The following is a 26,088-nucleotide window of genomic DNA, read 5'->3' as shown; positions in this document are numbered from 1 at the left end:
GTCTCTCCTGACTGATGGGTTCGCGCCGCAGCGGACGCTGCGCATGCGAATCGTACCGAGCCGGACGGCCGCCCCGCGAAAGGCTTTGCATGCGGCGGCACGGCCGTACGGAACCTGCGGGGTGTGTACGGGAGACGGTCCGGAACGGCGGCCGCCCCGGACGGCGAAAAGGCCCTCCCGCCGGGGAAGGGCCTGCCGGGCCCGCTGCTTGCCGGGCCTCGCCGTGCGTCAGGGGTGGTGGGCGATACTGGGTTCGAACCAGTGACCTCTTCGGTGTGAACGAAGCGCTCTCCCACTGAGCTAATCGCCCCTGGAGTGCCGGGGTTTCCCCCTGCGGCTCGGGCCCGACAATACAGGGCGCGGAGGAGTTCCTTCAAACGGCTTCGGCGAGCCGTGCCCGCAGGCCACGGCGCCCGCCCCGCATCATCAGCCGGTGGTTGGCCCGGAACAGCGGGCGGCCGGGCACGGCGAGCACCCGCAGCAGCCTGCGGCGCACGGTCACCTCCTGCTCGAAGAGCGCGTGGCTCCCGCCGCCGCCGTCACTGCCGCCGGCCGTCACCGTCCAGCGCGCCCAGCCCTCCAGGTCTCCGGCGAGGACGGTCTCCAGCACCCCGGCCCCCGGGTCGCGCCGGCTCTCCAGCGCGGTGACGACCAGGTCGTACGGGAGGACGGAGCGGAAGCGGGCCCGCCCGGCGCCCGACGGGGTGCGTTCGGCCTCCCGGACCTGCGGCCACCACAGCGGGTACTCCTCGGGCCGCTCCAGCACCGCGTACACCGCCTCGGGCGGGGCGTCGAGCGTCCAGAGGCTGCGGAAGCGGTAGTGGTGCGGGTCCATGGGCCTCTCTCTTTCCCTTTTCGGCCTCCGGCTTCCCTGCCGGCCCGGTCGGAGGATTCCCCGGCCGGGTCCGCCCAAGCCGGCTGCCCGCGGCGGCGGGACGCGGAAGGTGGTGTTCCGGGCATGGGAGCGCGGCTCACGGCGGCGTAGAGTGCGGCCACACCGGTGACGCTCTCCGCGCGAACGGCCCCGTGTCCTCTCCTGCTCAGCTCGGGGGCGGCCCGGAACCACGGCGCCGGAGTGGGCGGTCGCCGCCCGGAAAAGCTGGGTACGCCCCGGTGCGGACCGCCGGTCCGGGACGGTACTCACGTTCGACTGAGTAGGGGTACCCATGCCGGGGACCGCGGAGGGGGACAGACTCCCGCCCATGGAGAACGAGCCACCGCCCGCGTCCACGCACCAGGGGAACCCGGAAGCCGAACTGCGGGAGATCGACCGCGCCCTGGCCTGGATCGACGCCGAACGCGCCCGGCTGCTCACGCGCCGGTCCGAGCTGCTCGTACGGCTGTGGGGGCAGCAGTCCGCCGCACTCCCCGTGGCTCGCGCAAACCGGGGCGCGCTGCCGCGCCCGGGTACGGCGGACCGGCGGGAGACGGATGCGCCCGCCGTACGGAACGTGCTGCTGACCCTGGGCGGGATGCTGCTGGCCGTCGCCGTGATCGCCTTCACCGTCCTCAGCTGGGGACGCATGGGCATCGGCGGCCGTGCGGTGGTGCTCGGCGTCCTGACGGTCTGCGCGCTGGCGGTCCCCGTACCGCTGCTGCGGAAGGCGCTGGGGGCCACGGCCGAGGTGATCGCCTGCCTGGGGCTGCTCCTGCTGGTGCTGGACGCCTATGCCCTGCACCGGGTGGCCCTGCCGGGGGTCGACGGCACGGGGTACGCGGCGGTGGTGAGCGCGGTGCTGGCCGTGGTCTGGGCCGGGTACAGCCGGCTGCTGTCCCGGCACGCACCGGCACCCGGGGCCGCGGATGGCCTTCCCGTGAGCGGTGGCATAGGAGGCCGCGCGAAGGCTGCCGGAGACTCGGCGGGCCTCGCGGGCGCCGAGGCCGAGGCCGAGGCCGGTCGTGAGGCCGAGGCCGGTCGTATGGCAGGTGACGCGACGGGTCGCCCGGCCGACGGCGCGGCCGGTCGCGTTCCGCCCGGCGGCGGGCGGTGGCCCCGTCTGGTGCCGGCCCTGGCCGTACTGCCGGCCCAACTGCCGCTGCTCCTCTGGTCGATCGCGGTGGAGGCCGGTGCCTTCGGTTCGGGCGCCGCGCTGCTCGCCACGGCCGCGCTCGACGCCGTGATCGCCCTGCGGTTCGCGCGGCCCGCGATCCGGCGCACCGCGGTGGTGCTGGGCACGCTCGCGGGCGCCGCCGGGCTGATACCGGCGGTCGGGATGTCGGTGACCGCGGGGGAGGTCGCGGAGGCGGCACGGGCGGCTCTCCTGCTGTGCGGCGCGGCCGTGGTCCTGTGGTCCGTCGCGACCCGCGTCCCCGCACCCGGCGCGGCCGCCGTCGCGCCCGGGGCGGCTCCGGGCACCGTCCCGTCCGCGCCGAGCCACAGCCCTGTCGTTCCCTCCCCCGCCGTCCGGGCGGGATCGCGCGCTCTCCTCCTCCCCGCCGTTCCGGCCACGGTCGCCGGACTGGCCGTCGTCACGGCGGCCGGTGGCCTGCTGCGCATGGCCCTGCCCGACGGGTTCGGGGTAGCGGGTTATCTGCTGTCCGCCGCGCTGCTGCCCTACGCGGTGAGCGCGGTCAGGCACCGCGCGCCGGAGCGTGCGCCGGACCGCGGTACGGCCGTGGCGGCGGCCGTCGTCCATGTGCTCGCCCTGCTGTGGGTCCTGCCGGACACCGTTTCGGCCCTGCTGGGGCCGGCCGGCTGGGTGGACGCGGTGTGGGAGGGCGCCCCGCGCGGGGCGCGCGCCGCCGTCGCGCCCGGGGTGATCTGGGCGGGCGGCACCGTCGTGCCCGTCGTCCTGGCGATACTCGCCGTCTCCCTGTGCGCCGCGTCCCGGCTCCGCTCCTGGCGGCCGGGGACGGCGACAGCCCCGTGGCCCGGGGGCCGGGCCGTCCCCGCGGGTGCCCTCGTCCTCGCCGCCGCGGCGGCGGCGGTGCTGCCGGTGACCCTCGACCTTCCGTACCCGGTGGCGGTCCTGCTGCTCGCCGCGCAGGCGGCGGTGCTGCTGGTGGCGGCCGGGACCTCCGGGTCCGTGGTGCTCTCGCGCACGGCGCTCGCCTGCGCCGTGGCGGTGGCGGGCACGGCCGCCGCCTGGAGCCTGGCCGAACGGCCGGTGACGCAGGGGGCGTTGGCGGCTCTGCTGGCGGCCTTCGCGGTGGCCGCCGTGACCTCCCCGGCGGACGACCGCGTACGGCAGCCCGTGACGGCGTGCGCGGCGGTCGCGAGCGCCGTCGGCCTGGTGGTGGCGGTGTGCGCGGACGCCGGCCTCCCGGCACACCGCACGGCCTTCGCCGTCCTGGCGGCCGCGGCGGCCGTGGAGCTGCTGGCCTCCCGTCTGCGCAGGCGCCCGGCCGGGCTGCCTCTGGAGATCGCGGGCGCGGCCACCGCGCTGCTCGCGTTGGCCCTCGCGGTCACCGGGCCGCCGGTCGTCCTCTCCGCCGTGCTGGCCCTGGCCGGTGTGGTGGCAGCGGGCTGCGCGCTCCGCGCCGACCGCCGCCGCACAGCCGGTTACGCCGCCACGGCGCTGTTCGTCCTGGCCACCTGGGTGCGGCTCGGCGCCGCCGGGGTCGAGGAGCCGGAGGCGTACACCCTTCCGGTGACCGTCCCGGCGCTCGTGGTGGGGCTGCTGCGGCGCCGCACGGACGCGGCGGCCTCCTCCTGGGTGGCGTACGGCCCCGGGTTGTCCGTGACGCTGCTGCCGAGCCTGGCAGCGGTCTGGGCGGACAGCGGCTGGACGCGTCCGCTGCTGCTGGGCCTCGCGGCACTGGCTCTGACCCTGCTCGGCGCCCGCGAACGGCTGCAGGCGCCGCTGCTGCTGGGCGGCGGGGTGCTGGCCCTCGTCGCCCTGCACGAACTCGCCCCGTACCTCGCCCAGATGGCCGGCGCGCTGCCGCGCTGGGTCCCGCCCGCGCTGGCGGGGCTGCTGCTGCTCGGCGCGGGCGCGACGTACGAACAGCGCCTGCGCGACGCCCGCAGACTGCGCGAACTGCTGGGCCGTATGCGCTGAACGGGCCCACGGCGCGGGGCTCCTGCCGTGGCGACCGCCGTACCGGACGGGGTGGGACGAGGCGGAGGCGAGGATACCGGGCCCCGTCACTCGACCGGGGGATTGTCGCTGTCAACTCCCGGAAGACTTACGCGCCGTGTGCGACGACGTCGCTACGTTGAGCGGAACCACCCAGCTCACCACGTGCACCGCACCGGGGGGACCGCACCGTGACGACCGACCACCTCGAGAACGTCGGGGACCTCGACCCCTACAGCTCACCCAAAACCTTCTTCGGGGCCGAGCTGCGCCGCCTGCGCGAGGCCGCCGGTCTCACCCAGCTCCAGCTCGGCGAGCGGGTCTTCTGCTCCCGTGACTACATCAGCCGCTTCGAGTCCGCATCCCGCCGCCCCCAGCCGGAGGTGTCCAGGCTCCTGGACGAAGTCCTGGGCAGCGGCGAACACTTGCAGCGCCTCTGCAGGCTCGCCCGGCGCTCGAAGCACCCGGACTACTTTGCGGATGCGGCCGACCTGGAGAAACATGCCGCTACGATCAGCGAGTACGCGCCGATGCTGATCCCGGGCCTGCTGCAGACCGAGGCGTACGCACGCGGGCTCACGCGGGCAACACTCCCGTACGCTGCCAGGGACGAGGTCCAAGCCCATGTGACCGCCCGTATGGAGCGAGGTGGCCGACTGGACGATCCGGGAGCACCCGAGTTGTGGGCGATCCTGCATGAAGCGGCACTCCGTGTTCCCGTTGACGGCCCCGAGGTCATGCGCGAACAACTCGATCGCCTGGTGACCATGGGGCACGACCACAGCCGCGTCATCGTGCAGGTGGTCCCTTACTCGGCCGGGCCGCACCCGCTGATGTACGGCACTACGCTGCTGATGACCTTCGACGATGCTCCTCCTGTGGCCTACACGGAGGGCGCGCACACGGGCCAACTCATCGACGAGCCCGCGCTGGTCGCCAAGTTCGACAGGTCATACGATCACGTCAGGGCCGCAGCACTGACCCCTAGGACGTCCCTGGCTTTGATCGAATCGGTAGCGAAGGACTACTCATCACCATGAGCACCGACCACGACCTGAGCACCGCTGTCTGGCGCAAGTCCTCCCACAGCAACGGCGAGGGAGGCGCGTGCGTCGAAGTCGCCGTCAACATTCCCGGCGCGGTCCCCGTCCGGGACAGCAAGGTCCCGGACGGACCCGCACTCGTCATTCCCGCCACCGACTGGGGCGCCTTCGTGGCAGCGGTCGGAAACGGCGCTTTCCCGTCGCGCTGAGGACCGGTCCGGGGAGCCGGCTGTAGGACATCGGCTCAGGCTTCGGACGCGGCCGCCGCGACGCAGAACTCGTTGCCCTCCGGATCAGCCATGACCACGTGGTGCCCCTCGAACTCCTCCAGGACGGCCCCGCCTGCCGCCACCAGCCGTTCGGATTCCGCCCTGATCCGCGCCCACCGCTCCTCCGCGGTGCCGTGTCCCGGCACCCGGATGTCGATATGGAGCCGGTTCTTGGCCCGCTTCGGCTCCGGGACCTTGAGGATGGAGAGTCGGGGGCCGATGCCCTCGGGATCGCAGAGCCACGCCAGGTCGTCCACCGAGTCGTCCTCCGGCAGGCCGAAGCTCGCGTGCCATTCCGCCCGGGTTCGGAAAGGAGCGGGCGGCGGTACATCGACATAGCCCAGCGCCGTTTTCCAGAAGTCGCCGAGGAGCTTCGCGTCCGCGCAGTCGAGGGTCAGAGTGATCCTGTTCGCCATGGCGGGACCGTACTGCCCGCCTCTGACAGTCGCGGCTGAGTTCGCCCGAACGCCGGCGGTTCGGCCACCCGTCGGCCAACGCGGGCGGGCCCGCAGCGGATGGTTCCGCCGCGGGCCCTCTCGTGGGTGGGTGGGTCAACTGCTTTCCGTGTGGGGGGTGGTGGGATCAGTTGGGCGCGTGGATGCGGTCGGACGAGTTGGCCGCGTAGTCCCGCGTGGCGCCCCGGAGGTACATCTGGTCGCCGCTGTTGCCGGAGAAGTACTGCGTGATGGAGCCTTCGAACGGCGAGGTGGAGACGTTGCGTCCGTACACGTCCGTGTAGACGGTGGTCGGGCCGCTGTTGCTGAGCCTGAGCGTGCCCGGCCGGAACTCGCGCAGCGTTCCCTTGAACGGAGACTCCACGTCATCCCACTGGACCCGCTTGCCGGTCTGCTGGGTGGTCTGGCGGACCTGGTCGCAGTACTGGCCGCGGATGTTCTCGTAGCAGAGGTCGACCTGGCGTGCGATGTTGTTCGGCTTGCTCGAGTCGAAGTAACGGCTCGGGTTGAGGACGTAGAACAGCGGGCCGATGTTGAAGTTCACGCCCGCGCCCTGCACCGTCACGTCCGAGAACCAGAACTCGTGCAGGTCGTTCGTGTCGAACGGGATGTACGAGTTGGTGATGGGCTCGTAGTGCGTCTTGCCTTCCCGGATCGCCTGGACGCAGCTCGCGTCGGTGATGAGCCGGCCGAGCGACCGGTTGTCGGACGGCGAGTCACCCGGGACGGCCGGGCCGACGTTCCTGAAGCCCATGCCGAGGCCGGGGCCGGGGCAGTCCGTGGCGCCGAAGCCGCCCGGGCGTCCGAGCGGGATCAGCGCGGTGTAACGGGCCTCGAACGTCTGGCCGTTGCGGGTGCACTTGTTGTTGTAGATCAGCTCGTGCGCGTTGTTGGCGAACGCGTCCGGCGAGTGGGTGCCCTGGTGGAACTTGAGCAGCACGTCGCAGGTCGCGATCGTGTTGCCCTGCGGCGGGAAGAAGCTCGTGCCGTTGTCGCCCTGGATCACGTTGATGTTGTTGACCGAGAGGACCTTGTGCCCGACGTGGTCCTCGTGGCGGTGGCTGCTCTCGGGCTTCGACCCGGCCAGCACCTCGCTGGTGTAGCCGAACGTGGGCCAGTCGACCGTGGAGAACAGCTCGGAGCGGCGCGGGTCGTCACCGTGTTCGTGTCCGAAGGTGCACCCGCCGGCGTCCCTGGCGGGGTGCCAGGTCGGGTAGACCTTGCCGTCGGGCCCGTAGGCCCAGTACCGCGCGTGGATCTCCTTGGAGCACTCACCGCTGCGCGGCGCGTACCCCTTGTCGTTGTCCTCGACGATGAGGTCGTACGCGCGGCCCGTGGGCGCGTCGGCGGGCGGGAGTTCCTTGCCCCAGGAGGGGTTGTCCTGGACGCGCAGGGTGTCCGACGGGCGGGTGTCGGCGGCCTGCGCGGTGAGGGTGGGCGCCGCCAGGCTCGCGACGGCCACGAGGGTTGCGGCTGCCCATAATCTGGGCCGCCGGTGCCTTTGGAAGTACATGTGGGGGGTCCTTCCAGAGAGGGAGCGCGCGCAAGGGACAGCCATGCCCTGCACGGCGGCACGGCATGTGCGGCTGCCGGTTGGTGCACGCCGGGATACATCGGGTGGAGGGACGTGCGAGGCCGCGATGTCGCCGAAGTGCCCCCAGGCTTCGATCGGGGCCCGAACATACGCTGGTGTATATACACCTCTGAAAATTTCAGTCGCAACCCTTCCCTGTTCTTCAGTTGGCCGGAAATGAGCAACCTGTCCGACCGCCCGGACGGCTCCCCCGCCCTCGGCGCCGAGGGGTGCCGGGTGGGAGCCCGTGGGACGCTCAGGCCGGCCGGTTGTCCTGCCCCATTCGGGTCCTCGAACATGGCGGAAAGCGTTTGCGGCCCCGGGACCGGGCCCGGGGCCGTGGCGGGCCGTGCCTACCGGCCGGCGCGGACGGCGTTGCGGTCGAGGATCTCCCGCAGCCGGTCCACGTCGCCGGGCCCGTCGGCCCCGCGCTTGGGGAGCATCGCCACCCCCATCGCGCTCTTGTCCCGGCTCAGCGCCACGAAGAGGTTCGCCGTCTCCACATACCGGGGGTAGAGCTCCCAGCCCAGCCGCGAATCCCCGTTCGCCACGACGACGCGCACGCCGTCGTCACTCACCATGGCGCGGCACTCCCCCTGGGCCCGGGCGAAGCGGGACACCATCCGGACCTGGACCCGCCGGGCGATGAGGAAAGCCGGGCCGCCCGCCAGCGCGCCCGCGAGCGTCGGAACCGCGGCCGAAGCGTAGGGGTAAGGGGTGTCCAGGGCGAGGTACAGGGCCACCACCGCGGCATAGATCAGGGCGAACAACGCCCCGATCACCAGCAGATGCCTGCGACGGTTGAGGCGCCGCCGGGCCCGCAGAGCCTCCCCGATGTCCTTGGTGGTGGCGCTGAAAACCAGCTCGACCGACTGCGCCACGTTCTGTTTCCCGGCCACGGGCCCTCCCCCATCGAATGTTCCACCGGATCCTAGGCCAACACCCTCCGTGACCTGCGCCGACCCCAACCAGTCCGCACAGCGGAGGGGGTGCGACCGCCGCGGAGGTACGGCACCGGCGCCGGCCGGAGCCCTCGCCGTCCGGCGGCGGTGGAGGATGCCCAACCCCCTTGTCCCGGGCACCCCCTTACGCTTATCGTCATCCTGACATTTAAGGAGGTCGCCGCGTGGACATCGCGGACCTGCTCGCTCCCCTTCAGCAGCCTCTCTTCACCGCGCTGAACACCCCGGTCAGCTGGGTGGAGGTGCTGGGCTTCGGCAGCGGGGCGCTGTGCGTGTGGCTCGTCGCCCGCCAGCACATCGCCAACTGGCCGATCGGCATCGCCAACAACCTCTTCTTCATCCTCCTCTTCGCGGGCGCCGGGCTGTACGCGGACGCCGGGCTGCAGGTGGTCTACATCGCGCTGGCGGTGTACGGCTGGCGGGCCTGGGTGGCCGGCGGACCCGAGCGGGCCTCGGGCCGCCTGCCGGTGAGCCGCACGCCGGCCCGTACCTGGTGGGTCCTGGCGTCCGCCACGCTCACCGGCACGGTGCTGCTCACCCTGCTGCTGGACCACGCCACCGACTCCACCGTGCCCTTCTGGGACGCGCTCACCACCGCACTGTCGCTGGCCGCGACCTACGGGCAGTGCCGGAAGAAGGTCGAGTCCTGGTACTTGTGGATCGCCGCCGACGTTGTCTACGTCCCCCTCTACGCCTACAAGGGGCTGTACCTCACCGCGCTGCTCTACCTGGGCTTCATGGCGCTGTGCGTGCTCGGGCTGCGCAGCTGGCGGCGTGAACTGAGCGCGACCGCAGGTCCGTTGGGACCCGAGGGCCCGGCAGGGCCGACAGGACGGGCGGATCCCACCGACCGGGGCCCGGTGGAGGCCGCGGCGTGAGCACGTACCGGGGCACGGCCGAAGACACCCACGGAGGCACGGCCGAAGGGGACACTTCTTCGTTTCGCACGGCCGGCGGCACGGATGACCGCGAGGACGACCGCGGAACTGGGCACGGGCACGGGCCTGGGCCCGTATTCGGACACGGGCTCGTTCTCGGCAAGTTCTATCCGCCGCACGCCGGTCACCACCATCTGGTGCGCAGCGCCGCCGCACGCTGCCGCCGCCTCACCGTGCTGGTCTGCGCCTCCTCCGTGGAGTCGGTCCCGCTCGCGGAGCGGGTGGCGTGGATGCGGGCGGTGCACCCGGAGGAGCACATCGAGGTGGTCGGCGCGGTGGACGACGTGCCCGTCGACTACTCCGACCCCGCCGTGTGGGACGCGCACATGACGGTCTTCCGGGCCGCCGTCCCGGACCGCGTCGACGCCGTCTTCACCTCGGAGGTGTACGGAGCCGAACTCGGCCGCCGCTTCGGGGCGGTGGCCGTGACCGTGGACGCCGGCCGCATCGCGTACCCGGTCTCCGGGACGGCCGTCCGTGCGGACCCTGCCGGGTGCTGGCCCCACCTGGCGGCCCCGGTGCGCGCGGCGCTGGCCCGCCGGGTGGTCGTGGTCGGCGCGGAGTCCACGGGCACCACCACCACGGCCCGCGCCCTGGCCGGGCACTACCGTGCCCGGGGCGGGGTCTGGGCGGAGACCCGGTGGGTGCCGGAGTACGGGCGCCGGTTCAGTGCGGAGAAGTACGCGCGGCTGCGCGCGGCCAGACCGGGCGCGGGGTTCGGCGACGTCACCTGGGATACGGCCGACTTCGAACTGATCGCCGAACGGCAGTCGGCGGATGAGGACGCGGCGGCGGGTGCCGGCTCCCCCGTCCTCTTCTGCGACACCGACGCCCTGGCCACCACCATCTGGCACGAGCGCTATCTGGGCGGCCGCAGCCCGGCGGTCGAGGCCGTCGCGGCCCGGGGCCGGCAGCACCTGTGGCTGCTCACCGACCACACGGGCGTCCCCTTCGAGGACGACGGACTGCGCGACGGCGAACACCTGCGCGCCTGGATGACCGGCCGTTTCCGCGCCGAGCTCACCCGCCGCGGCCTGCCCCACCTGCTGCTCACCGGCCCGCCCGGGGAACGGCTGCGCACGGCCGTGGCCGCGGTCGACGAACTGCTGGCGCGCGGCTGGCACTTCGCGGACCCACTGCCGGAACGGGGATGAACCGGCCAGGCCGCGCCGGGATACCGGCAGAGGAGGCGGGCCCGGCGCGGCACAACCGGCCACGAGCCCATCGGGACGACCGCCCGCCCGGCGACCGCCGACGCGCATAATCGGTGGCCCGGACGTGGCGGGCGGCGGCACTCTTGCCGTCCATGGACAGACCCGAAGCACCCCGGTACGAGATCCGCGCCCTCCACACGGACACGACCGTCACCGTCTACCAGGCCTACGATCCGCGCATCGGGCTCCCCGCGGCGCGCGAGGGGCGCTTCCCGGCGGCCTGGAAGCGGGACCGGATGACGTGGATCAAGCCGTCGTTCCTGTGGATGATGTACCGCTGCGGCTGGGGCACCAAGGAGGGTCAGCGGACGGTCCTCGCCGTCGAGATCAGCCGCGAGGGCTTCGAGTGGGCGCTGCGCCACTCCTGCCTCTCCCACTACAAACCCGGTGTCCATCCGGACCACGACTCCTGGCGGCGCGAGCTGCGCAGCGCGCCGGCCCGGGTGCAGTGGGATCCCGAACGCGATCTGCGGCTGCGGCCCTTGGAGCACCGTTCACTGCAACTCGGCCTCGCGGGCGAGGCGACGCGCCGGTACGCGGACGCGTGGACGGTGTCCATCACCGACGTCACCGCGCTCGCCCGGCGCGTTCACGGCCTGGTGCGGGACGGCGATCTCGACGCCGCCGCCCGGGAACTCCCCACGGAGACCGTGTACGACGCCGGCGAGGAACTCCTCGCCCATCTGCGCCCCGGACCGCGCGCCACGGCGCCGGACCTGGCCTGAGTAGAGGCCTGAGCGGACGGCCACCGGTATGAACAGGCTCGGGGCTCGTGGTGGCTGAGCGCGCCTCAAATCTGCCGCCCCGCCGTGACGGTGGAGCACGGCACGGCACCGGCGGGCGGGGAGATGGCTCCTGTACCCGGCCGTTCCGGCACTCCCGCACGGTCCGGCCGGCGGCCGTTCCCGGCGGCCCCGGGTGTCACTGTCGGTACCCGGTCCTAAGGTGAAGCCCATTGATCGCCCGGCTCGCGGAGCGCGGGTGGAATCCACGCGTGTGCCCTCGGGGGTGACGTGTGCGCTGTGGCGGGGTGGAACGGATCGGAGCAGGCCGGAGCAGGTCCGGCCGGCTCCAGGGGAGGGGCGGACATGCGGCGCTGGGAGTTCGAGGACGGCAAGGCGGCCAAGTTCTGGGAGGCCGGTTCGGCCGGGGCGGTGGTCACCGTCCGGTACGGGCGGATCGGTTCGCAGGGCCGAACCCAGGAGAAGGACTGCGGTTCCGCCGAGGGCGCGGAGGCGTATCTGGCGAAGGTGATCGGGGAGAAGGAGCGCAAGGGGTACGTGTCCGTGGACGGCCCGGGCGCTCCCGGTGGCCCGGCCTCCGGCGCGGCGGCGGGTGTCTCCGGCGCGGCCGGTACGGCGGGTGCCCCCGCCCGCACCGGGCAGGCCGCCCCGCGAGCCCCGGAATCCCAGGAGTCCCGGGAAGCCCCGGACGAGGACACCTTCGCCATGCCCGCTGCCTGGCGGCGTCAGGTGCGGCCGCGCCGCGGCGGGCTGCGCCGGTCCGTGGCCGCGCCGGCGAAGGACGCGGTGGAGCTGTGGCACGGCCGACTCCGTTCGGGCGAGCAGTCGATCCGGAAAGCACTCGGAGCCGAGGGCCGCGACGAGCGGATGGCGGCCGCGGCGCGGGCCCATCTCGCCGGTGAGGCCGATCCGCTGGGCGCCGCGGTGCTCGCGGTGATCACCGAGAGCTGGCAGCGGCGGTACGAACCCGTGGTGGACGCCTGGGTGCTGCTGCACGGGCTGCCGTTCGCCGCGCGCGCCGTCGTGGAGCTGTTCGAGGTGGGGGTCAGCATCACGTACAGCCAGCGGCACATCCGGACCGCGGACTCCCTCGGGGCGCTCCCCGAGGGCGCGCACCAGTACCTCAGCCATATGCGCCGGCCGGCCGCCGACCGGGTCCGGGCGCTGCTCGCGGTCGCCGGCGAGGACACCCACCGCGAGGCCGTCGCCGCCGTCGCCGCGGTCCGGGGGGAAGCGAGCGGGACGCGGCGCCGGATCGTCGCCGCCTACCTGGTGCCGGGTGAGACCGGCTGGGTGGACGAGTGCTGCGCCGATCCGGGGCCGAGCGGGACGGAGGACCACTCGATCCGTTCCCTGCTCTTCGAGTCGCTGTACGCGCCGGAGCAGCTCCACCGGCTGGCGGCCGGACCCGGTGTCAACCCGGTCAACGGCACCCTGGCCACCGTCGCCACCCTCGCCGAGGGCACCGGCACGGCCGTGGCCGGTCTCATCGACGCCTATCTGGCCAACAGTTACGTCTCGGCCGATGCGATGAAGGCGATGGCCGGCGCGCTCGTAGAGCTGCCGACCGACGAGGCGTTCGGGATGCTGCTGGCCCGCGTCGAGGACAAGCATGTCCGGACCGCGCTGCTGGAGGCCGCGCGGCGGTATCCGGTGCGTGCCGCGCGGATGCTGGCGGAGGCGGCTGCCGGGTCCGGGCGGGAGTTCGGTACGGCCCGGCAGATCCTGGCCGCGCATGTGGCCGTGCACCGGGAACTGCTGGAGCCCCGGCTGGACGGCTTCTCCGAGGAGGTGGCGGAGACGGTGGCCGGGCTCCTGGACCCGGCGGGCCGGGTCGCGGACGCCCCCGCCGAGGCGCTGCCCGCGCTGCTGGTGAGCCCGCCGTGGACCCGCAAGCGCGTGGTGAGGAAGCCGCGGACCGTCACCGGCCTGTCGGCCTGCGCGCCGGCGCGGGTGGTGTGGCTGCCGGGCGAGCGGGAGGAGTGGGCGGCCACCGAGTCCTCGAGCCGGGAGTGGTACCGGCGGTTCCGGCTGGAGAAGGACGTGGCCAGGCTCCGCGAGGGCGGCGGCCCGTTGCGCCATCACACCGTCAATCTGTTCGCCGAGGGCCCCGAGGATCTCGTCCGCCCCCTGCTGGACGACTGGCAGCCGGACACGCTCTGGGACGCCGACGAGGCGATGAAACCGGTCGCCGCCCGCTTCGGCACGGAGGCCCTGCCGGGGCTGCGCCGGACGGCGGCCCGGCACCCGGCCACGCTCGGCGCCATCCTGCTGCCGTACCTGGACGTGGAAGTCGCCCGGCTGATGGCCGACTGGTCCATGCGGCTCAAGTCGGCCGCCGGCACGGCCCGTTCGTGGTTCGAGCGGCACGGGGCCGCCCCGGCGGCCCTGCTCGTGCCGGATGCGGTGGGCGCCGCGGGTCCGGCCCGGCGCAGGGCCGAGCACGCCCTGCGGCTCATCGCCGCCCGGCACGGAGCCGGCGCGGTGCGCGAGGCCGCCGCCGGTTACGGGAGCGAGGCCGCGGCCGCCGTCGAGGAGCTGCTGTCGGCCGACCCGCTGGAGAACGCCCTGCCCGCGCGGATGCCGCAGGCGGACGCCTGGGCCGAGCCCGCGCTGCTGCCGCAGGTGCTGCTCCGCGACGACAGGGGGGCGCTGCCGTCGGCGTCGGTCCGGCATCTGCTCACCATGCTGGCGATCTCCAAGCCGGGTCAGGTCTACCCGGGCGTCGGCATCGTCCGGGAGACCTGCGACCCCGGCTCGCTCGCCCGCTTCGCCTGGGCGCTGTTCGAGCAGTGGCGGCTGGCCGGGATGCCGGCGAAGGACAGCTGGGCACTGCACGCGCTGGGGCTGCTCGGCGACGACGACACGGTGCGTGCGCTCTCCCCGGTCCTGCGGGCCTGGCCGGGCCAGGGCGCGCACCACCGGGCCGTGGAGGGGCTGGACGTGCTGGCCGCCATCGGCAGCGATGTGGCGCTGATGCATCTGCACGGCATCGCGCAGCGGGTGAAGTTCAAGGCCCTGAAGGTGCGGGCCAAGGAGAAGATCGCGGAGGTGGCGGCCGGGCTCGGGCTCTCCGGTGAGCAGCTCGCCGACCGGCTGGTGCCGGACTTCGGGCTCGACGCGAACGGCTCGGCGGTCGTGGACTACGGCCCGCGCCGCTTCACCGTCGGCTTCGACGAGCAGCTGCGTCCGTATGTGCTCGACGAGGACGGCAAGCGGCGCAAGGATCTTCCCAAACCGGGGGCGCGGGACGACGCGGAGCTGGCGCCGCTGGAGCGGAAGCGGTTCCTGGCGCTGAAGAAGGACGTGCGGACGGTCGCCTCCGACCAGGTGCGCCGGTTCGAGAGCGCCATGGTCGAGGGGCGGGTGTGGAGCGCCGCCGAGTTCCGCGAGCTGTTCGTGGCGCATCCGCTGCTGGGACACCTGGTGCGGCGGCTGGTGTGGCTGTGCGCGACGGGGGGCGGCGGCGCGGAGGCCGGCGGAGCCGGGGCGGGCACCGCCGCGGGTGCCCCCGGCGCGGGTACCTCCGCCACCGGCTCCGGTGGCGGAGGTACCGGTGGCGCGGATTCCGGTGGCGGGACCCGGGGGAAGCGGTCCGTGACCGCGTTCCGGGTCGCGGAGGACCGGACGTTCGCTGACGCCGGGGACGAGGAGTTCACGCTGCCCGGGGACGCCACCGTACGGCTGGCCCATCCCCTGAACCTCGGCGCCGAACTCCCCGTGTGGGCGGAGCTGTTCGCGGACTACGAGATCCTGCAGCCCTTCCCCCAGCTCGGCCGCCCCGTGCACCGGCTGACCGAGCAGGAGGCCGCCGGCGGCCGGCTCGGGCGCTTCGAGGGCATCACCGTGGACACGCGCAAACTGCTCGGCCTGGAGCGGCGCGGCTGGCAGCGCGGCGAGCCGCAGGACGCCGGGGTGGAGTGCTGGATCTCCCGGCGGGTCGCCGAGAAGCGCTGGGTGATCCTCAACCCGAGCGACGGGATCGCCGTCGGCGCCATCGACATCTTCCCCGAGCAGAAGGTGGAGGCGGTGTGGCTGCACAACCGGCCGGGTGACTGGTCCCCGCCGCACCAGGGCATCGAGCTGGCCTTCGCGGACATCGACCCCGTGATCCTCTCCGAGGTGATCGCCGACCTGACGGAGCTGACCGCCGCATGAGCACCCACGAGACCCCGGCCCTCCCCCGCGCGAGCGCGCCGGAGAACGGCCGGTCCGGTGACGGGGAGTCGTGGCAGCGGCCCCCGGCCGAGGTCCGGTACGCCGGGGAGCTGGCCGCCCTGCGCGCCGCGGACGACGCGCCGCGCCCGCCGGGCTGGCGGCTCAGCCTGCGCGCCGCGCGCCGCTTCATCACCGGTGACGAGGAGGCCGGCGTCACCCGGAAGTTCGTCGGCAACCCGTCCCTGGTCGAACGGGCTCTGGTCACCCTCGCCACCAGCCGCGGCCTGATGCTGGTCGGCGAGCCGGGCACGGCCAAGTCGCTGCTGTCGGAGCTGATCGCGGCGGCCGTCAGCGGCACCTCCACCCTCACCGTGCAGGGCGGCGCGGCCACCACCGAGGACCAGATCAAGTACGGCTGGAACTACGCCCTGCTGGTGTCCGAGGGCCCGTCGAAGCGCTCCCTGGTGCCGGCGCCGATGCTGCGGGGCATGGCGGAGGGCCGGATCGTGCGGTTCGAGGAGATCACCCGCTGTCCGCTGGAGGTCCAGGACTCGCTGCTGTCGCTGCTGTCCGAACGGGTCGTGGCCATACCGGAGCTGGACGGCCCGGACGGCATGGTCTTCGCCCGGCAGGGGTTCAACGTCATCGCCACCGCCAACACCCGCGACCGCGGGGTCAATGAGATGAGCGCCGCTCTCAAGCGCCGCTTCACCTTCGAGACGGTGTTCCCGATCCCCGACCTCGACACCGAACTGGCGCTGGTGGAGGCCGAGACCACCGCCCTGCTCCGCCGCTCCGGCGTCACGGCTGCCCCGGAGCGGGACGTCCTGGAGGTGCTCGTCACCACCTTCCGCGAACTGCGGTCCGGGGCGGGCGGCGAGGGCGCGCGGACCGGCCGTCCGGACGCCGTGATGAGCACCGCCGAGGCGGTGGCGGTGGCCCACGCGGTCGGCGTCCGCGGCTGGTTCCTGCGCGGGGAGCCGGGCGGTGCCGCGGACGTGGTGTCCTGCCTGGCCGGCACGGCCGCCAAGGACAGCCCGGAGGATCTGGCCCGGCTGCGCCGCTATCTGGAGCAGCGGGTGAAGGGCCGGTCCGGCGCGCAGTGGAAGGCGCTGTACCGGGCACGCCATCTGCTGGACGGCTGACGGGAGCACGTTCATGACAGCGACAGCGGCGGACAGGTCCGCGGAAGCGGACGCGGCCCGCGACGCCGGCACGGTGGCGGGCGGGACGGGGGCCATGGCCGGGACGGATGCCGGTGCCGGTACCCGCCCCCGGCCCCGGCGCGACGCGGACGTCACCTTCATCGGGGTACGCCACCACTCCCCCGCCTGTGCCCGGCTGGTGGCCCGTGCCATCCGTGCGCTGCGGCCCGCGTACGTCCTGGTGGAGGGCCCGGCCGACATGAACGGCCGGCTGGACGAGCTGCTGCTCGGGCACGACCTGCCCGTGGCGGTGTTCAGCCACTACCGGGACGAGGAGCGGGCGGCCACGTCCTGGGCACCGCTGTGCGACTACTCGCCGGAGTGGGTGGCGCTCACCGAGGGCCGGGCGGCGGGAGCCGAGGTCCTGTTCATCGACCTGCCGGCCTGGCACCCGGCGTTCGCCGAGCGCGTCAACCGTTTCGCGGACGCGGAGGCCCGCTACACCGAGGCCACCACCCGGCTCTGCGAACGGTTCGCGGCCGACTCGGTGGACGCGCTCTGGGACCGGCTGTTCGAGGTCGCGGACCACACGGACGCGGCCGGGCCCGCCGGCGCCGGCGGGCGGGGCTCCGCGGAAGAAACGCGGGCCGGGGCCGCGGAGGCGGCGGCCGGCACAGCGGAGGCGGCGGCCGGGGCCGGCGCTGCCCGCTTCGGCGCATGGTCGGAGATGGCCGGGCGCCTGGACGCCTACTTCGCCGTCGTCCGCGGCGACGCGGAGGCCGACGAGGGGGACCGGGCCCGGGAGGCGTATATGGCGTCCTGGGTGCGGGCGGCGGCCGAACGGGCCGACGGCGGGCCGGTGCTGGTGGTGACCGGCGGCTTCCACCAGCCCGCCCTGCGGGCCCTCACCGGCTTCTCCCCAGAGGGGCAACCGCAGCCCACCGGTGACGCCGGTTCCGGAGCCCGGGCCGAAACGGGAGCCACCTCCACGACCGGAGCCGAGCCCGAGCCCTGCGCCGCAACCGAGCCCGGCCCGGACACAAGGGGCGTAACGGGTTCCGGGCCGGCCCCCCGGAGCCGGGCAGGAGCCGGAACCGCAGCCGCAGCCGCAGCCGGGGCAGGGTCCAGGTCCGGGTCGGAGACCGGGTCCGGGGCAGGGGAGACCGGGACGAACACCGGGTCCGGAAGGCCGGGAGCCGGGGCCGGGACAGAGACCGGGTCGGGGTCGGAGGGCGAGCCCGGGGCTGAGGGCAAGTCCGGGCCCGAGTCCGGAACCCGCGCCGCGTGGCCCCGGGTGCCGGAGCCGCCGGCCGGGGCTCTGGCGGGCAGCTTCCTCGTCCCGTACTCCTTCCGGCAGTTGGACGCCTTCGCCGGATACCAGTCCGGTATGCCCTCGCCCGGCTACTACCAGCGGCTGTGGGAGGAGGGCCCCCGGGCCGCCGCCGACACGCTGGTGCGGGAGGTCGCCGGCCGGCTGCGGGAGCGGCGCCATCCGGTCTCCACGGCCGCGCTGATCGCCGCCCGCGCCCAGGCCGAGGGGCTGTCCCTGCTGCGCGGCCATCCCGTCCCCGCCCGGGTCGACGTGCTCGACGGGCTGGCCGGTGCCCTGGTCGCCGACGCCCTCGACCAGCCCCTCCCGTGGACCGCGCGCGGCACGCTCGCGCCGGGGAGCCATCCGGCGATCGTGGAGATGGTCGCGGTCTGCTGCGGTGACCGGACCGGCCGGCTCCACCCCGCCACCCCGGCCCCGCCCCTCGTCCATGACGTGGCCGCCGAACTGGAGCGCCTCGGTCTCGACGGCGAGCAGCCGGCCGTCCTGGACCTGACGACCCCGCGCGGGCTGGAACGGAGCCGCGCGCTGCACCGGTTGCGCGTGCTCGGTGTCCCCGGTCACGAGCGGAGATCCGGGCCGCGGCACGGGACGGAGGCGGTCTTCTCCGAGCGATGGGAACGGGTGCCGGCGCCCGGCCGGGACGCGGCGCTGGTGGAGGCCGGCGCCTACGGGGCCCGGCTGGCGGACGCCGCCGTGACGGCGCTGACCGAGCGCGCCCGCCGGGACGGCCCGGACGCGGGCGGGCTCGCGCGCACCCTGTTCGACGCCGTGCTGTGCGGAGTCGGGCCGCTGACCGAGGAGTTGCTGACGGTGCTGGCCGGCCGGGTGCGGGAGCTCCCCGAGCCGGGCGCGCTCGGCGAGGTGCTGGCGACCTCTCTCGGTCTGTGGCGCCACGACCGGGTGTACGGGGTGGCGCGCGGCCCGCTCCTCGCGGAGGTCGTGGACGGGGCGGCCGTCCGCCTGCTGTGGCTGCTGGAGGGGGTGCACGGCCCCTCGTCCGGCGTGGACACGGGGCGGCTCGCGGCGGTCGCGGCGCTGCGGGACGCGCTGCTCCACGCCCCGCGCCCGCTGTCGCTGGACCGGGAGACGGCAGCCGGCGCGGCCCACCGCGTCGCGGCCGACCGGCAGGCCCCGGCCGATCTGCGCGGCGCGGCCTTCGGCCTGGCCCGTGCCCTGGGCACGGAGAGCCAACCGGCGGCGGCGATGGCCGAGTTCGGCCCCGACGTACTGGGCGACTGGCTGGCCGGGCTGTTCGCCGTTTCCCGCGACGACATCGGCGATCTGGTCGGCGTGCTGGACCGGACGGTGGGCGGGATGAGCGAGAGCGCCTTCCTCGCCGCGCTGCCCGCCCTCCGCCAGGCGTTCGCGTTCTTCCCGCCCCGGGAGCGGGAGCGGATCGCCGGCCGGCTGCTGGACCTGCGCGGGGTGCGCGGTTCGGCCCGCGCCCTGCTGCGCACGGGTGGCGACCCGATGGCGCTGGCCGCCGCACGGGCGCTGGAGGACCGGGTCAGCACCCTGCTGACCCGGTACGGGCTCGGCACACCGCCCCGGCCGCAGCCGGGAGCGTCACCGGTGCCGGGTCCGGGCACCGGAACGGGAACGGGTCGGGAAACGGGAACGGAAGGACCGCCGCCGTCAGCAGCCGGTCCCGAGGCCGGGGGCGAGCCCGGGACCGCCCCCGCGGTCGTGGACGGACCGACCGGAGTCCCGGACGGTCCCGGCTCCGCGGCCGGCGGAACCCGGAGGACCGCCCGGCACCGGGCCGCGAAGGAACCCGGGCCCGCAGACGGGACCGGAACCGTGCACCGCCCCCGCCACGGGACCGGCGGGGGAACCCCGCCCCGGACCGCCCACGGCACGGAGGACGACCCGAAGGGAATCGACCGGTGACCGCACCCGACCCCGCCCTGGAGCGGTGGCGACTGATCCTCGGTTCACCCGCCGAGCGCTGCGCCGGACCGCTCGGCGCGGAGGCCGCCGCCCGCGACGCCGCGCTCGACTGGCTGTACGGCCGCGACCCGGAACTGGCCCGGCGCGGCATCCGCCGGCCCTCCCCCGCCGGCCGCGAGGGCGGCGACGGCCCCAGCGCCGTCACGGCCGTGGACTGGCTGGACGACGTGCACCGTCTCTTCCCCCGGGAGACGATCGAGCGGCTGGAGCGGGACGCCGTCGAGCGCTACGGCATCGAGGAGATCGTCACCGACCCGGCCGTGCTGGAGCGGGTCGAGCCGAGCCCGGCCCTCCTCCGCGCCGTCCTGCGCACCAAGCACCTGATGAACCCGGCCGTGCTGGCGGCGGCCCGGCGCATCGTGGAGAAGGTCGTACGGCAGCTGATGGACCGTCTCCGTCCGGAGGTGCACCGCGCGTTCACCGGCAGCCGCGACCGCCGTCCCTCCCGGCTGGCCGTCGCCCGCGACTTCGACTTCAGGACGACGGTCCGCACCAACCTCGCCCACTACCAGCCCGAGCACAAGCGGCTGATCATCGAGCGTCCCTCCTTCCGCTCCCGCACGCGCCGCCGGCTCCAGCAGTGGCAACTCGTCCTGCTGGTGGACCAGTCGGGGTCGATGGCCGGATCCGTCATCCACTCCGCCGTGACCGCCGCCTGCCTGTGGAATCTTCCCGGCCTCAAGACCCATCTCGTCGCCTTCGACACCTCGGTCGTGGACCTGACCGCCGATGTGCCGGACCCCGTGGAGCTGCTGATGCGCGTCCAGCTCGGCGGCGGCACCGACATCGCGCGGGCCGTGGACTACGGCGCCGGTCTCATCGACAACCCCCGCCGCTGCGTCTTCGCCGTCATCAGCGACTTCTACGAGGGCGGCGACCCGTACCGGCTCATCCACACGGTGCGGCAACTCGTCCAGCAGGGCACGACGGTGCTCGGCCTCGCCGCCCTGGACGAGGAGGCCAACCCCTCCTACGACCGGGAGCTGGCGGGCCGCCTCGCCCGGGAGGGCGCCCACATGGGCGCCATGACGCCGGGGCAGCTGGCCGAGTTCGTGGCGGAGCGGCTGGTCCGGTGACGGCGGGGAGGACGACGGCGCCCACGGCAGCCGTGCGAGCCGAGACGGAAGAGACGGGGAAAGCGGCGATGGATGCGGAGACGCCCGCGGACGCGGCGGAAGCGAGGGCGGCGATGACGGCGATGACGGCACTGAGCGGGAGGACCCGCGCCGACCTGCTGGCGCTCACCCCCGACACCCTTGCCGCCCTCACCAACCGCGGTCTGGTCAAGCGCGCGAGCAAGGACCTCGACGCCGGCCGCGCCCCGGTCCTGACGATCGGGGAGGACGGCCGGGTGCGGGCCGACTACGCCGGAGCCGCGGTGGCGGAACTCCCGCCGGGCGCGGGCCTGGACAACGGTTCCTGCGGGTGCGGTGCCACGGGTGTGTGCCGTCATCTCATCGGCCTGGTCCTCGCCTACCAGCGGACCGCTTCCGGGCACGGCACGATCGGCACACCCGCCGCACCCGATGTACCCGCCACGACAGCCGCTCCCACCGTCCCGGTCCCGCCGGGCGGCGTGGCCCCGTCCGCCACCGGCCCGGCCACGGCCGTCCGCCCCCGGGCCGGCCATGCCGACGGCGGAACCGCCCCCACCGTCCCGGCTCCCCGTGCCACCGGCCCCGCGCCCGCTCCGGACGGCGCACCCCCCACACCGACGCTGCCGACCCCTCTCACCCCTCCCACCCCGCCGAACCCACCGGCCGGCTGGTCGCCGGGCGCTTTCGACGACGAGACGCTGACGGCGGCCGTCGGCGCCCGTGCCGTCACCGCCGCCCGCCGCACGGCCCGCCGCGGCTACACCGCACGGATCCACCGCGCGGTCCCCGCCCCTTCCGAACCCGTGGCCCCGGACACCGCCGTCGGCCCGGGCCCGTCCTCCGGCCCTGCCGGGCCGTGGGTGGAACTGCCCACGTGCACCGTCCGGTTCCCGGTGCCCGGCGAGATCGGCTACGCCCTCACCGACGCGGCGGAGGCGGTACGGGGCGAGATGGTGGCCCTCGCCGTCTGGGCGTTCCGTGCGGCGGACGAGGCCGGGACCGGCGACGGCCCCGTCGAGGTGCACCCCCCTTCCCGCTCGGGCGGCACCACCCGCCGGGGCGCCCCCTCCTCCCCCGGCACCGCAGGCCACCCCGGCACCCTCGGCCACCCCGGCACCACCACGGCGCCTTCGGCCGCCGCGCCTCCCGCCACAGCGGGCACCGCCGGGACCCCGGGCGCACCCCGCCCCGAAGCCGCACCCGCCGGCCCGACCGCGCAGAACGCCCCGCAGACGGCCGGTTCCTCGGGTACCGCCGCGCCGGGCTCCCCGGACCCGGGCGCCCGGCCGCCCGGCACACGGGCCAGGACCCGGGCAGCCACCGCCACCCCTGGCGTCACGCGCGCAGACGCACCCGAACCCCTGCCCGCCGACGCACCCGCGACGCCCGCCCCCACCACTCCCCCGCCCCTCGCCACCGCTCTCGCCCTGGCCGACGACCTCCTCCTCGACGGCGCGGCCCACGCGGGCCCCGTGCTCGCCGCCGCGCTCCGCCGGACCGCGAAGTCCCTGACGGCCGCCTCCCTGCACTGGCCCGCCGCCGCCACCGCCGAACTCTCGGACCAGCTGGCCGCGTACACCGCGCGCGACGCCGCGCACGACCCGCTGCGCCACGCCGCGCTCCTCGCCGAACTCCACGCCCGCCACCGCGCCGCGGGCCGCACCCCCGGCGTGCTCGGTGAGCGCGAGGCGGCGGAGACGCCGCTGCGCCGGGTCCGGCTCACCGCTCTCGGCTGCCGCCTCTCCGGCACGCCCGAACACCCGGTGACGCAGACCTTCTTCGCGCACGCCGAGGCGGGCGTGGTGGTCGTCCTGCACAAGACCTGGCAGCCGTCCGACCGCCCGTGGGGCAGCCGCCGCGTTCTCGGTACGACCCTGGCCTCTCTCGCCGCGGGCAGTGTGGTCAGCGAAACCGCGCGGCGCACCGCGAGCCGCGCCCTCACCCTCACCCGCGGCCGGCTCGCCGTGACCACGGTCACCCCGCTGGGCCCCACGGCCTGGTCGGAGCTGCCGAGCACGCTTCTGGTGCGCGATCTGGCCGCGCACGCCGCGGAGTGGGACGACCGTCCGCCCCGGCTCGTCCGTCCCCGGGTCGAGGCGGAGACGGTGCGGGTCGTGGAGGTCTCCGAGGTGACCGGCATCGGCTACGACCCGGCCGCGCAGCGCCTGGAGGCGACCGTCCTCGACGCGGCCGGCAACACGGCCCTGCTCTCCTCACCGCACGAGCCCATGGCCCCCGCCGCGCTGGACGCCCTCGCCGCCGCGCTGGCCGGCGGCCCCCGCTATGTGGCCGGTGCCCTGCACCGGGACGGCGGCGGGCTCCGGATCACCCCGTACGCCGTCGCCGGCAGCACCGGCAGCGGAAACCGGAGCGGCACCGGCAGCGCGGACCCCGGCGGCATCACCGTCCCCCATCTGGCGGCCGGCGAGCCCGCGAACCTGCCGCTGCTCCCCGGCTCTCCCCCGCCGGACCCGGTGGCCGGCGCACTCGGCTCCGCCCTGGCCGCCCTGGCCGACGCGGCCCACCACGGGCTGCGCCATCTCACCGGCCCCGTGCGCACGGCCCTGGCCCGTTCCGCCGACGACCTCGCCCGCACCGGCCTGGCCGTCTGCGCCACCGCGGTGCGACGGCTCCTGGACTCCCTGCCGGGTCTGGAGGATGCCCCGGCCCGCTGGACCGACGCCCAGATACGCCTGCTCACCACCGCCGAACTCCACCGTCGCGGCTGAGCACCGGTTACGGAAGCGCCCGTCCCGGGACCGCCCGAGGGGAGCCGGGAAGGGGAGACGGCCCAGCAGACCCCGGGCCCGACGTGTCCATACGGGTCTGTACGGCCGTTGTACGGCCTCGGCGCGTGACCGGTGCACCGTGCGAGCGGTTGGCCGGCGGCCGCACTCCCGCGACGGTGCCCTCGACCCGGCCGCCGGGTCGAGGGCACCGCCATGCGGGGCCGACGAGCGTCAGAGCGGGGCGAGACGGGCCTTGAGCAGGCAGAACTCATTGCCCTCGGGGTCGGCCAGGACGTGCCACTGCTCTTCCCCGGTCTGGCCGATGTCGGCCGGGCGCGCACCGAGCTTCAGCAGGCGTTCGAGCTCGGCGTCCTGATCGCGGTCGGTGGCGTTGACGTCGATGTGCAGCCGGGCCTTGCCCTGCTCCGGCTCGTCCCTGCGGCTGAGGATGATCGTCGGCTGCGGACCGCCGAACCCCTCGCGCGGCCCGATCTCCACCATGTCGTCGCCCTCGCGGTCGAGCACGACGAAGTCCAGGACCTCGCACCAGAACCGCGCCAGCACCTCGGGGTCGCGGCAGCCGAGCACGAGTTCACTGATACGACATGCCATGAAACAAACCTGCTCTCAACGTGGGGACTGCCGGAGGCCGCACACGAACCTCATGGCCTCAGCAGTGAAAACCCCGCGACCGTACCGGACCCGGCGAGTACGGGCGAACTGATTTCGGGGCCGGCCCCGTGAACAACGGCCGCCCCTGCGGCCGGGCTTCACGCCCCGTGATGCAGCGGCCGCTGTCCCCCTCCGGGTCCGGGACGTCGGGAACCGCCGCGGGCGGTACGCGGCCCGGCCGGGGTCTCGCCGCCAAACCCGCCCCGAGCGGCGGTACGCGTCATTGGCGTGCCCCGTGGGGGCACTTGGGGCCGGTGCGCGCCCGCCGCCGGGAACTTCACCTCCCGTCCGATTCCGTGCGCGCTGCGCCGTTCGTGTCTCATCTCCGTCCCGGGCCTGGAGTGATGGAACGGGCCGTGGGTCCATGAGGGTAATCGGCCGGCCGGCCGTTCTCACCGCGGCCGGGCAGCGGGATGAGCCGTGCGCAGCGGGATGAGCCGTGCGGACAGCCCCTCCCCCCGCACAGCTCGCGCCGAGCGCAACGGCCGCACCACGGACGCCCGGAGCTCGGGTGGTCCGGGATTGCGAGAACCGGTACCGAGCCCGGTACCGGCCCGGGATGCCGGGTCCGGGTTCCGCCGCGGGCCCCCGGGGCGTCCAGCGCTCCGGGGCGATGACGGGCGGACCGGCCCCGTACAGCGAAAGGCCGTGTCATGTCCTACACCACGCTGACCACCATCACCGCCTCGCCCACGTCAACGGTCTACGGCCAGCCGGTCACCTTCACCGCCACGGTGCGCTCCTTCTTCCCGCCCGCCGGTACACCCACCGGCACCGTCACCTTCCAGATCAGCGGCCCGGGCGGCGGCACTTTCACGCGCACGCTGGACTCCCTGGGCCGGGCCCGGGTCACCCTCGGCACGCTCGGCGCCGGGACGCACTCGCTGACCGCCACCTACAACGGCTCGCCCGTCCACCAACGCTCCCAGGGGTCCTCCCTCTACGGGGTCGCCCGGGCCTCGACGGTCACCCGGGTGAGTTCCTCCCCCGACCCGTCCGCCCCCGGTGAGCCGGTCACGTTCACCGCCCGGGTGGAAGCCGTGCCACCCGGGTCCGGGACCCCCACGGGCAAGGTCGTGTTCGTCATCGATGCCCTGGGGGAGTTCACCGCCAAGCTCGACCCGAACGGCGTGGCCCGGGTCACCGTGCACGCGCTGCCCACCGGCAGCAGCAGCGTCACCGCCATCTACAAGGGCAGTGACAACTTCCTGCCGTCCTCGGGCAGCGGCACCCACATCGTCGAACCGGTGCGCTATCCGACCACCACCACGGTCGTCTCCGCCCCCGACCCCTCGGCGGTCGGCCAGCCGGTGACCATCACCGCCACCGTCACCCCGGGTCCCGGCACCGGCTGCCCCGGCCCCCCGTCCGGCACGGTGACGTTCGTCATCGGCGGCTCCGGTGGAGGCACATTCATCCGGAGCGTGGGGGCCGGAGGCACAGCCACCCTCACCATCTCCTCCCTGGACCCCGGCACGCACCCCGTCTCCGCCACCTACGGCGGCGATGCCTGCCACCGCGGTTCCGCGGGCGCCGACACGCACACCGTCGGCCAGGCCACGACCACCACGACCGTCGTCTCCGCGCCCGACCCCTCCGCCTTCGGCGAGACGGCCGTCTTCACCGCCACCGTCGCCCCGGTGCCGCCGGGCAGCGGCACCCCCACCGGCCACGTGGACTTCGAGATCGACGGGCTGACGCTCACCGGCACCCTGGTGGGCGGCGTGGCCACGGTCAGCACCGACGCGCTTCCCATCGGCGAGTACGACGTCACCGCCACCTATCCGG

Annotated in this window: 16 protein-coding genes, 1 tRNA gene and 1 pseudogene; 12 read left to right on the top strand and 6 right to left on the bottom strand. The window is 74.7% G+C overall.

Annotation, left to right across the window (positions count from 1 at the left end; genetic code table 11):
* Nucleotides 1-235: 235 nt before the first annotated feature.
* Nucleotides 236-310: transfer RNA gene (locus LIX60_RS27830), tRNA-Val, on the bottom strand.
* Nucleotides 311-373: 63 nt separating this feature from the next.
* Complete coding sequence (locus LIX60_RS27825) at nucleotides 374-835, bottom strand: SRPBCC family protein (protein ID WP_227961696.1); 462 nt, start codon at nucleotides 833-835, stop codon at nucleotides 374-376.
* 367 nt (nucleotides 836-1,202) lie between these two features.
* Here LIX60_RS27825 and LIX60_RS27820 point away from each other — a divergent pair, with 367 nt between their 5' ends.
* The 3 genes from LIX60_RS27820 (at nucleotide 1,203) to LIX60_RS27810 (ending at nucleotide 5,271) form a co-directional block, all read left to right on the top strand.
* Entirely contained in the window at nucleotides 1,203-4,001 is a 2,799-nt protein-coding gene (locus tag LIX60_RS27820) for an SCO7613 C-terminal domain-containing membrane protein (protein ID WP_227961694.1), read from the top strand.
* Between the two features lie 209 nt (nucleotides 4,002-4,210).
* Nucleotides 4,211-5,059: a helix-turn-helix transcriptional regulator gene (locus LIX60_RS27815; RefSeq protein WP_227961691.1), complete on the top strand. Its 849-nt coding sequence runs from the start codon at nucleotides 4,211-4,213 to the stop codon at nucleotides 5,057-5,059.
* Nucleotides 5,056-5,271 (top strand): DUF397 domain-containing protein, encoded by a 216-nt coding sequence (locus LIX60_RS27810; protein ID WP_227961689.1) that lies wholly within the window; start codon nucleotides 5,056-5,058, stop codon nucleotides 5,269-5,271. The genes LIX60_RS27815 and LIX60_RS27810 overlap by 4 nt, the downstream gene beginning before the upstream one ends.
* Before the next feature lie 35 nt (nucleotides 5,272-5,306).
* Here LIX60_RS27810 and LIX60_RS27805 read toward each other — a convergent pair whose 3' ends face one another.
* From LIX60_RS27805 to LIX60_RS31840, 3 genes are all read right to left on the bottom strand, one after another.
* Nucleotides 5,307-5,747: a VOC family protein gene (locus tag LIX60_RS27805; RefSeq protein ID WP_227961687.1), complete on the bottom strand. Its 441-nt coding sequence runs from the start codon at nucleotides 5,745-5,747 to the stop codon at nucleotides 5,307-5,309.
* Nucleotides 5,748-5,913: 166 nt separating this feature from the next.
* The gene (locus tag LIX60_RS27800) at nucleotides 5,914-7,299 is read right to left on the bottom strand and encodes a hypothetical protein (protein WP_227961685.1); all 1,386 of its coding nucleotides are present in this window, start codon (nucleotides 7,297-7,299) and stop codon (nucleotides 5,914-5,916) included.
* 413 nt (nucleotides 7,300-7,712) lie between these two features.
* The gene (locus LIX60_RS31840; protein WP_227961683.1) at nucleotides 7,713-8,258 is read right to left on the bottom strand and encodes a YcxB family protein; all 546 of its coding nucleotides are present in this window, start codon (nucleotides 8,256-8,258) and stop codon (nucleotides 7,713-7,715) included.
* 227 nt (nucleotides 8,259-8,485) lie between these two features.
* On the opposite strand from LIX60_RS31840, the gene pnuC reads away from it, so the two are divergent.
* The 8 genes from pnuC to LIX60_RS31605 all read left to right on the top strand — a co-directional run bounded on the left by pnuC (nucleotide 8,486) and on the right by LIX60_RS31605 (nucleotide 23,628).
* The gene (pnuC, locus tag LIX60_RS27790; RefSeq protein WP_227961681.1) at nucleotides 8,486-9,199 is read left to right on the top strand and encodes a nicotinamide riboside transporter PnuC; all 714 of its coding nucleotides are present in this window, start codon (nucleotides 8,486-8,488) and stop codon (nucleotides 9,197-9,199) included.
* A gap of 197 nt (nucleotides 9,200-9,396) precedes the next feature.
* Entirely contained in the window at nucleotides 9,397-10,413 is a 1,017-nt protein-coding gene (locus LIX60_RS27785; protein ID WP_227961679.1) for an AAA family ATPase, read from the top strand.
* 152 nt (nucleotides 10,414-10,565) lie between these two features.
* On the top strand, nucleotides 10,566-11,198 hold the full coding sequence (locus tag LIX60_RS27780; RefSeq protein WP_227961677.1) for a DUF4291 domain-containing protein: 633 nt from the start codon (nucleotides 10,566-10,568) through the stop codon (nucleotides 11,196-11,198).
* 363 nt (nucleotides 11,199-11,561) lie between these two features.
* On the top strand, nucleotides 11,562-15,374 hold the full coding sequence (locus LIX60_RS27775; RefSeq protein WP_227961675.1) for a DUF4132 domain-containing protein: 3,813 nt from the start codon (nucleotides 11,562-11,564) through the stop codon (nucleotides 15,372-15,374).
* Nucleotides 15,371-16,519, top strand: a complete 1,149-nt coding sequence (locus LIX60_RS27770) for an AAA family ATPase (RefSeq protein WP_227961673.1) — start codon at nucleotides 15,371-15,373, stop codon at nucleotides 16,517-16,519. The genes LIX60_RS27775 and LIX60_RS27770 overlap by 4 nt, the downstream gene beginning before the upstream one ends.
* A gap of 13 nt (nucleotides 16,520-16,532) precedes the next feature.
* Entirely contained in the window at nucleotides 16,533-19,742 is a 3,210-nt protein-coding gene (locus LIX60_RS27765; protein ID WP_227961671.1) for a DUF5682 family protein, read from the top strand.
* The gene (locus LIX60_RS27760) at nucleotides 19,739-20,878 is read left to right on the top strand and encodes a VWA domain-containing protein (protein WP_227961669.1); all 1,140 of its coding nucleotides are present in this window, start codon (nucleotides 19,739-19,741) and stop codon (nucleotides 20,876-20,878) included. Before LIX60_RS27765 ends, LIX60_RS27760 begins: the two co-directional genes overlap by 4 nt.
* A 68-nt stretch (nucleotides 20,879-20,946) precedes the next feature.
* Entirely contained in the window at nucleotides 20,947-23,628 is a 2,682-nt protein-coding gene (locus tag LIX60_RS31605) for a hypothetical protein (protein ID WP_265584951.1), read from the top strand.
* A 231-nt stretch (nucleotides 23,629-23,859) separates the two neighbouring features.
* Here LIX60_RS31605 and LIX60_RS27750 read toward each other — a convergent pair whose 3' ends face one another.
* The gene (locus LIX60_RS27750) at nucleotides 23,860-24,240 is read right to left on the bottom strand and encodes a VOC family protein (RefSeq protein ID WP_227961666.1); all 381 of its coding nucleotides are present in this window, start codon (nucleotides 24,238-24,240) and stop codon (nucleotides 23,860-23,862) included.
* Between the two features lie 713 nt (nucleotides 24,241-24,953).
* On the opposite strand from LIX60_RS27750, the pseudogene LIX60_RS31980 reads away from it, so the two are divergent.
* Nucleotides 24,954-26,075: pseudogene (locus LIX60_RS31980) on the top strand (Ig-like domain repeat protein); the annotation flags it as partial.
* Nucleotides 26,076-26,088: the final 13 nt, after the last annotated feature.

The organism is Streptomyces sp. S07_1.15 (genome assembly GCF_020739505.1).
GTDB lineage: Bacteria > Actinomycetota > Actinomycetes > Streptomycetales > Streptomycetaceae > Streptomyces > Streptomyces xinghaiensis.
Note: the sequence above shows the minus strand (reverse complement) of the source record. Positions and strands in the feature narration are given on the sequence as shown.

What these genes read in the sequence shown, in the direction of transcription:
- LIX60_RS27825 (WP_227961696.1), bottom strand. Translation starts at nt 835, where the DNA reads ATGGACCCGCACCACTACCGCTTCCGCAGCCTCTGGACGCTCGACGCC.
- LIX60_RS27820 (WP_227961694.1), top strand. Translation starts at nt 1,203, where the DNA reads ATGGAGAACGAGCCACCGCCCGCGTCCACGCACCAGGGGAACCCGGAA.
- LIX60_RS27810 (WP_227961689.1), top strand. Translation starts at nt 5,056, where the DNA reads ATGAGCACCGACCACGACCTGAGCACCGCTGTCTGGCGCAAGTCCTCC.
- LIX60_RS27805 (WP_227961687.1), bottom strand. Translation starts at nt 5,747, where the DNA reads ATGGCGAACAGGATCACTCTGACCCTCGACTGCGCGGACGCGAAGCTC.
- LIX60_RS27800 (WP_227961685.1), bottom strand. Translation starts at nt 7,299, where the DNA reads ATGTACTTCCAAAGGCACCGGCGGCCCAGATTATGGGCAGCCGCAACC.
- LIX60_RS27780 (WP_227961677.1), top strand. Translation starts at nt 10,566, where the DNA reads ATGGACAGACCCGAAGCACCCCGGTACGAGATCCGCGCCCTCCACACG.
- LIX60_RS27775 (WP_227961675.1), top strand. Translation starts at nt 11,562, where the DNA reads ATGCGGCGCTGGGAGTTCGAGGACGGCAAGGCGGCCAAGTTCTGGGAG.
- LIX60_RS27770 (WP_227961673.1), top strand. Translation starts at nt 15,371, where the DNA reads ATGAGCACCCACGAGACCCCGGCCCTCCCCCGCGCGAGCGCGCCGGAG.
- LIX60_RS27765 (WP_227961671.1), top strand. Translation starts at nt 16,533, where the DNA reads ATGACAGCGACAGCGGCGGACAGGTCCGCGGAAGCGGACGCGGCCCGC.
- LIX60_RS31605 (WP_265584951.1), top strand. Translation starts at nt 20,947, where the DNA reads ATGGATGCGGAGACGCCCGCGGACGCGGCGGAAGCGAGGGCGGCGATG.
- LIX60_RS27750 (WP_227961666.1), bottom strand. Translation starts at nt 24,240, where the DNA reads ATGGCATGTCGTATCAGTGAACTCGTGCTCGGCTGCCGCGACCCCGAG.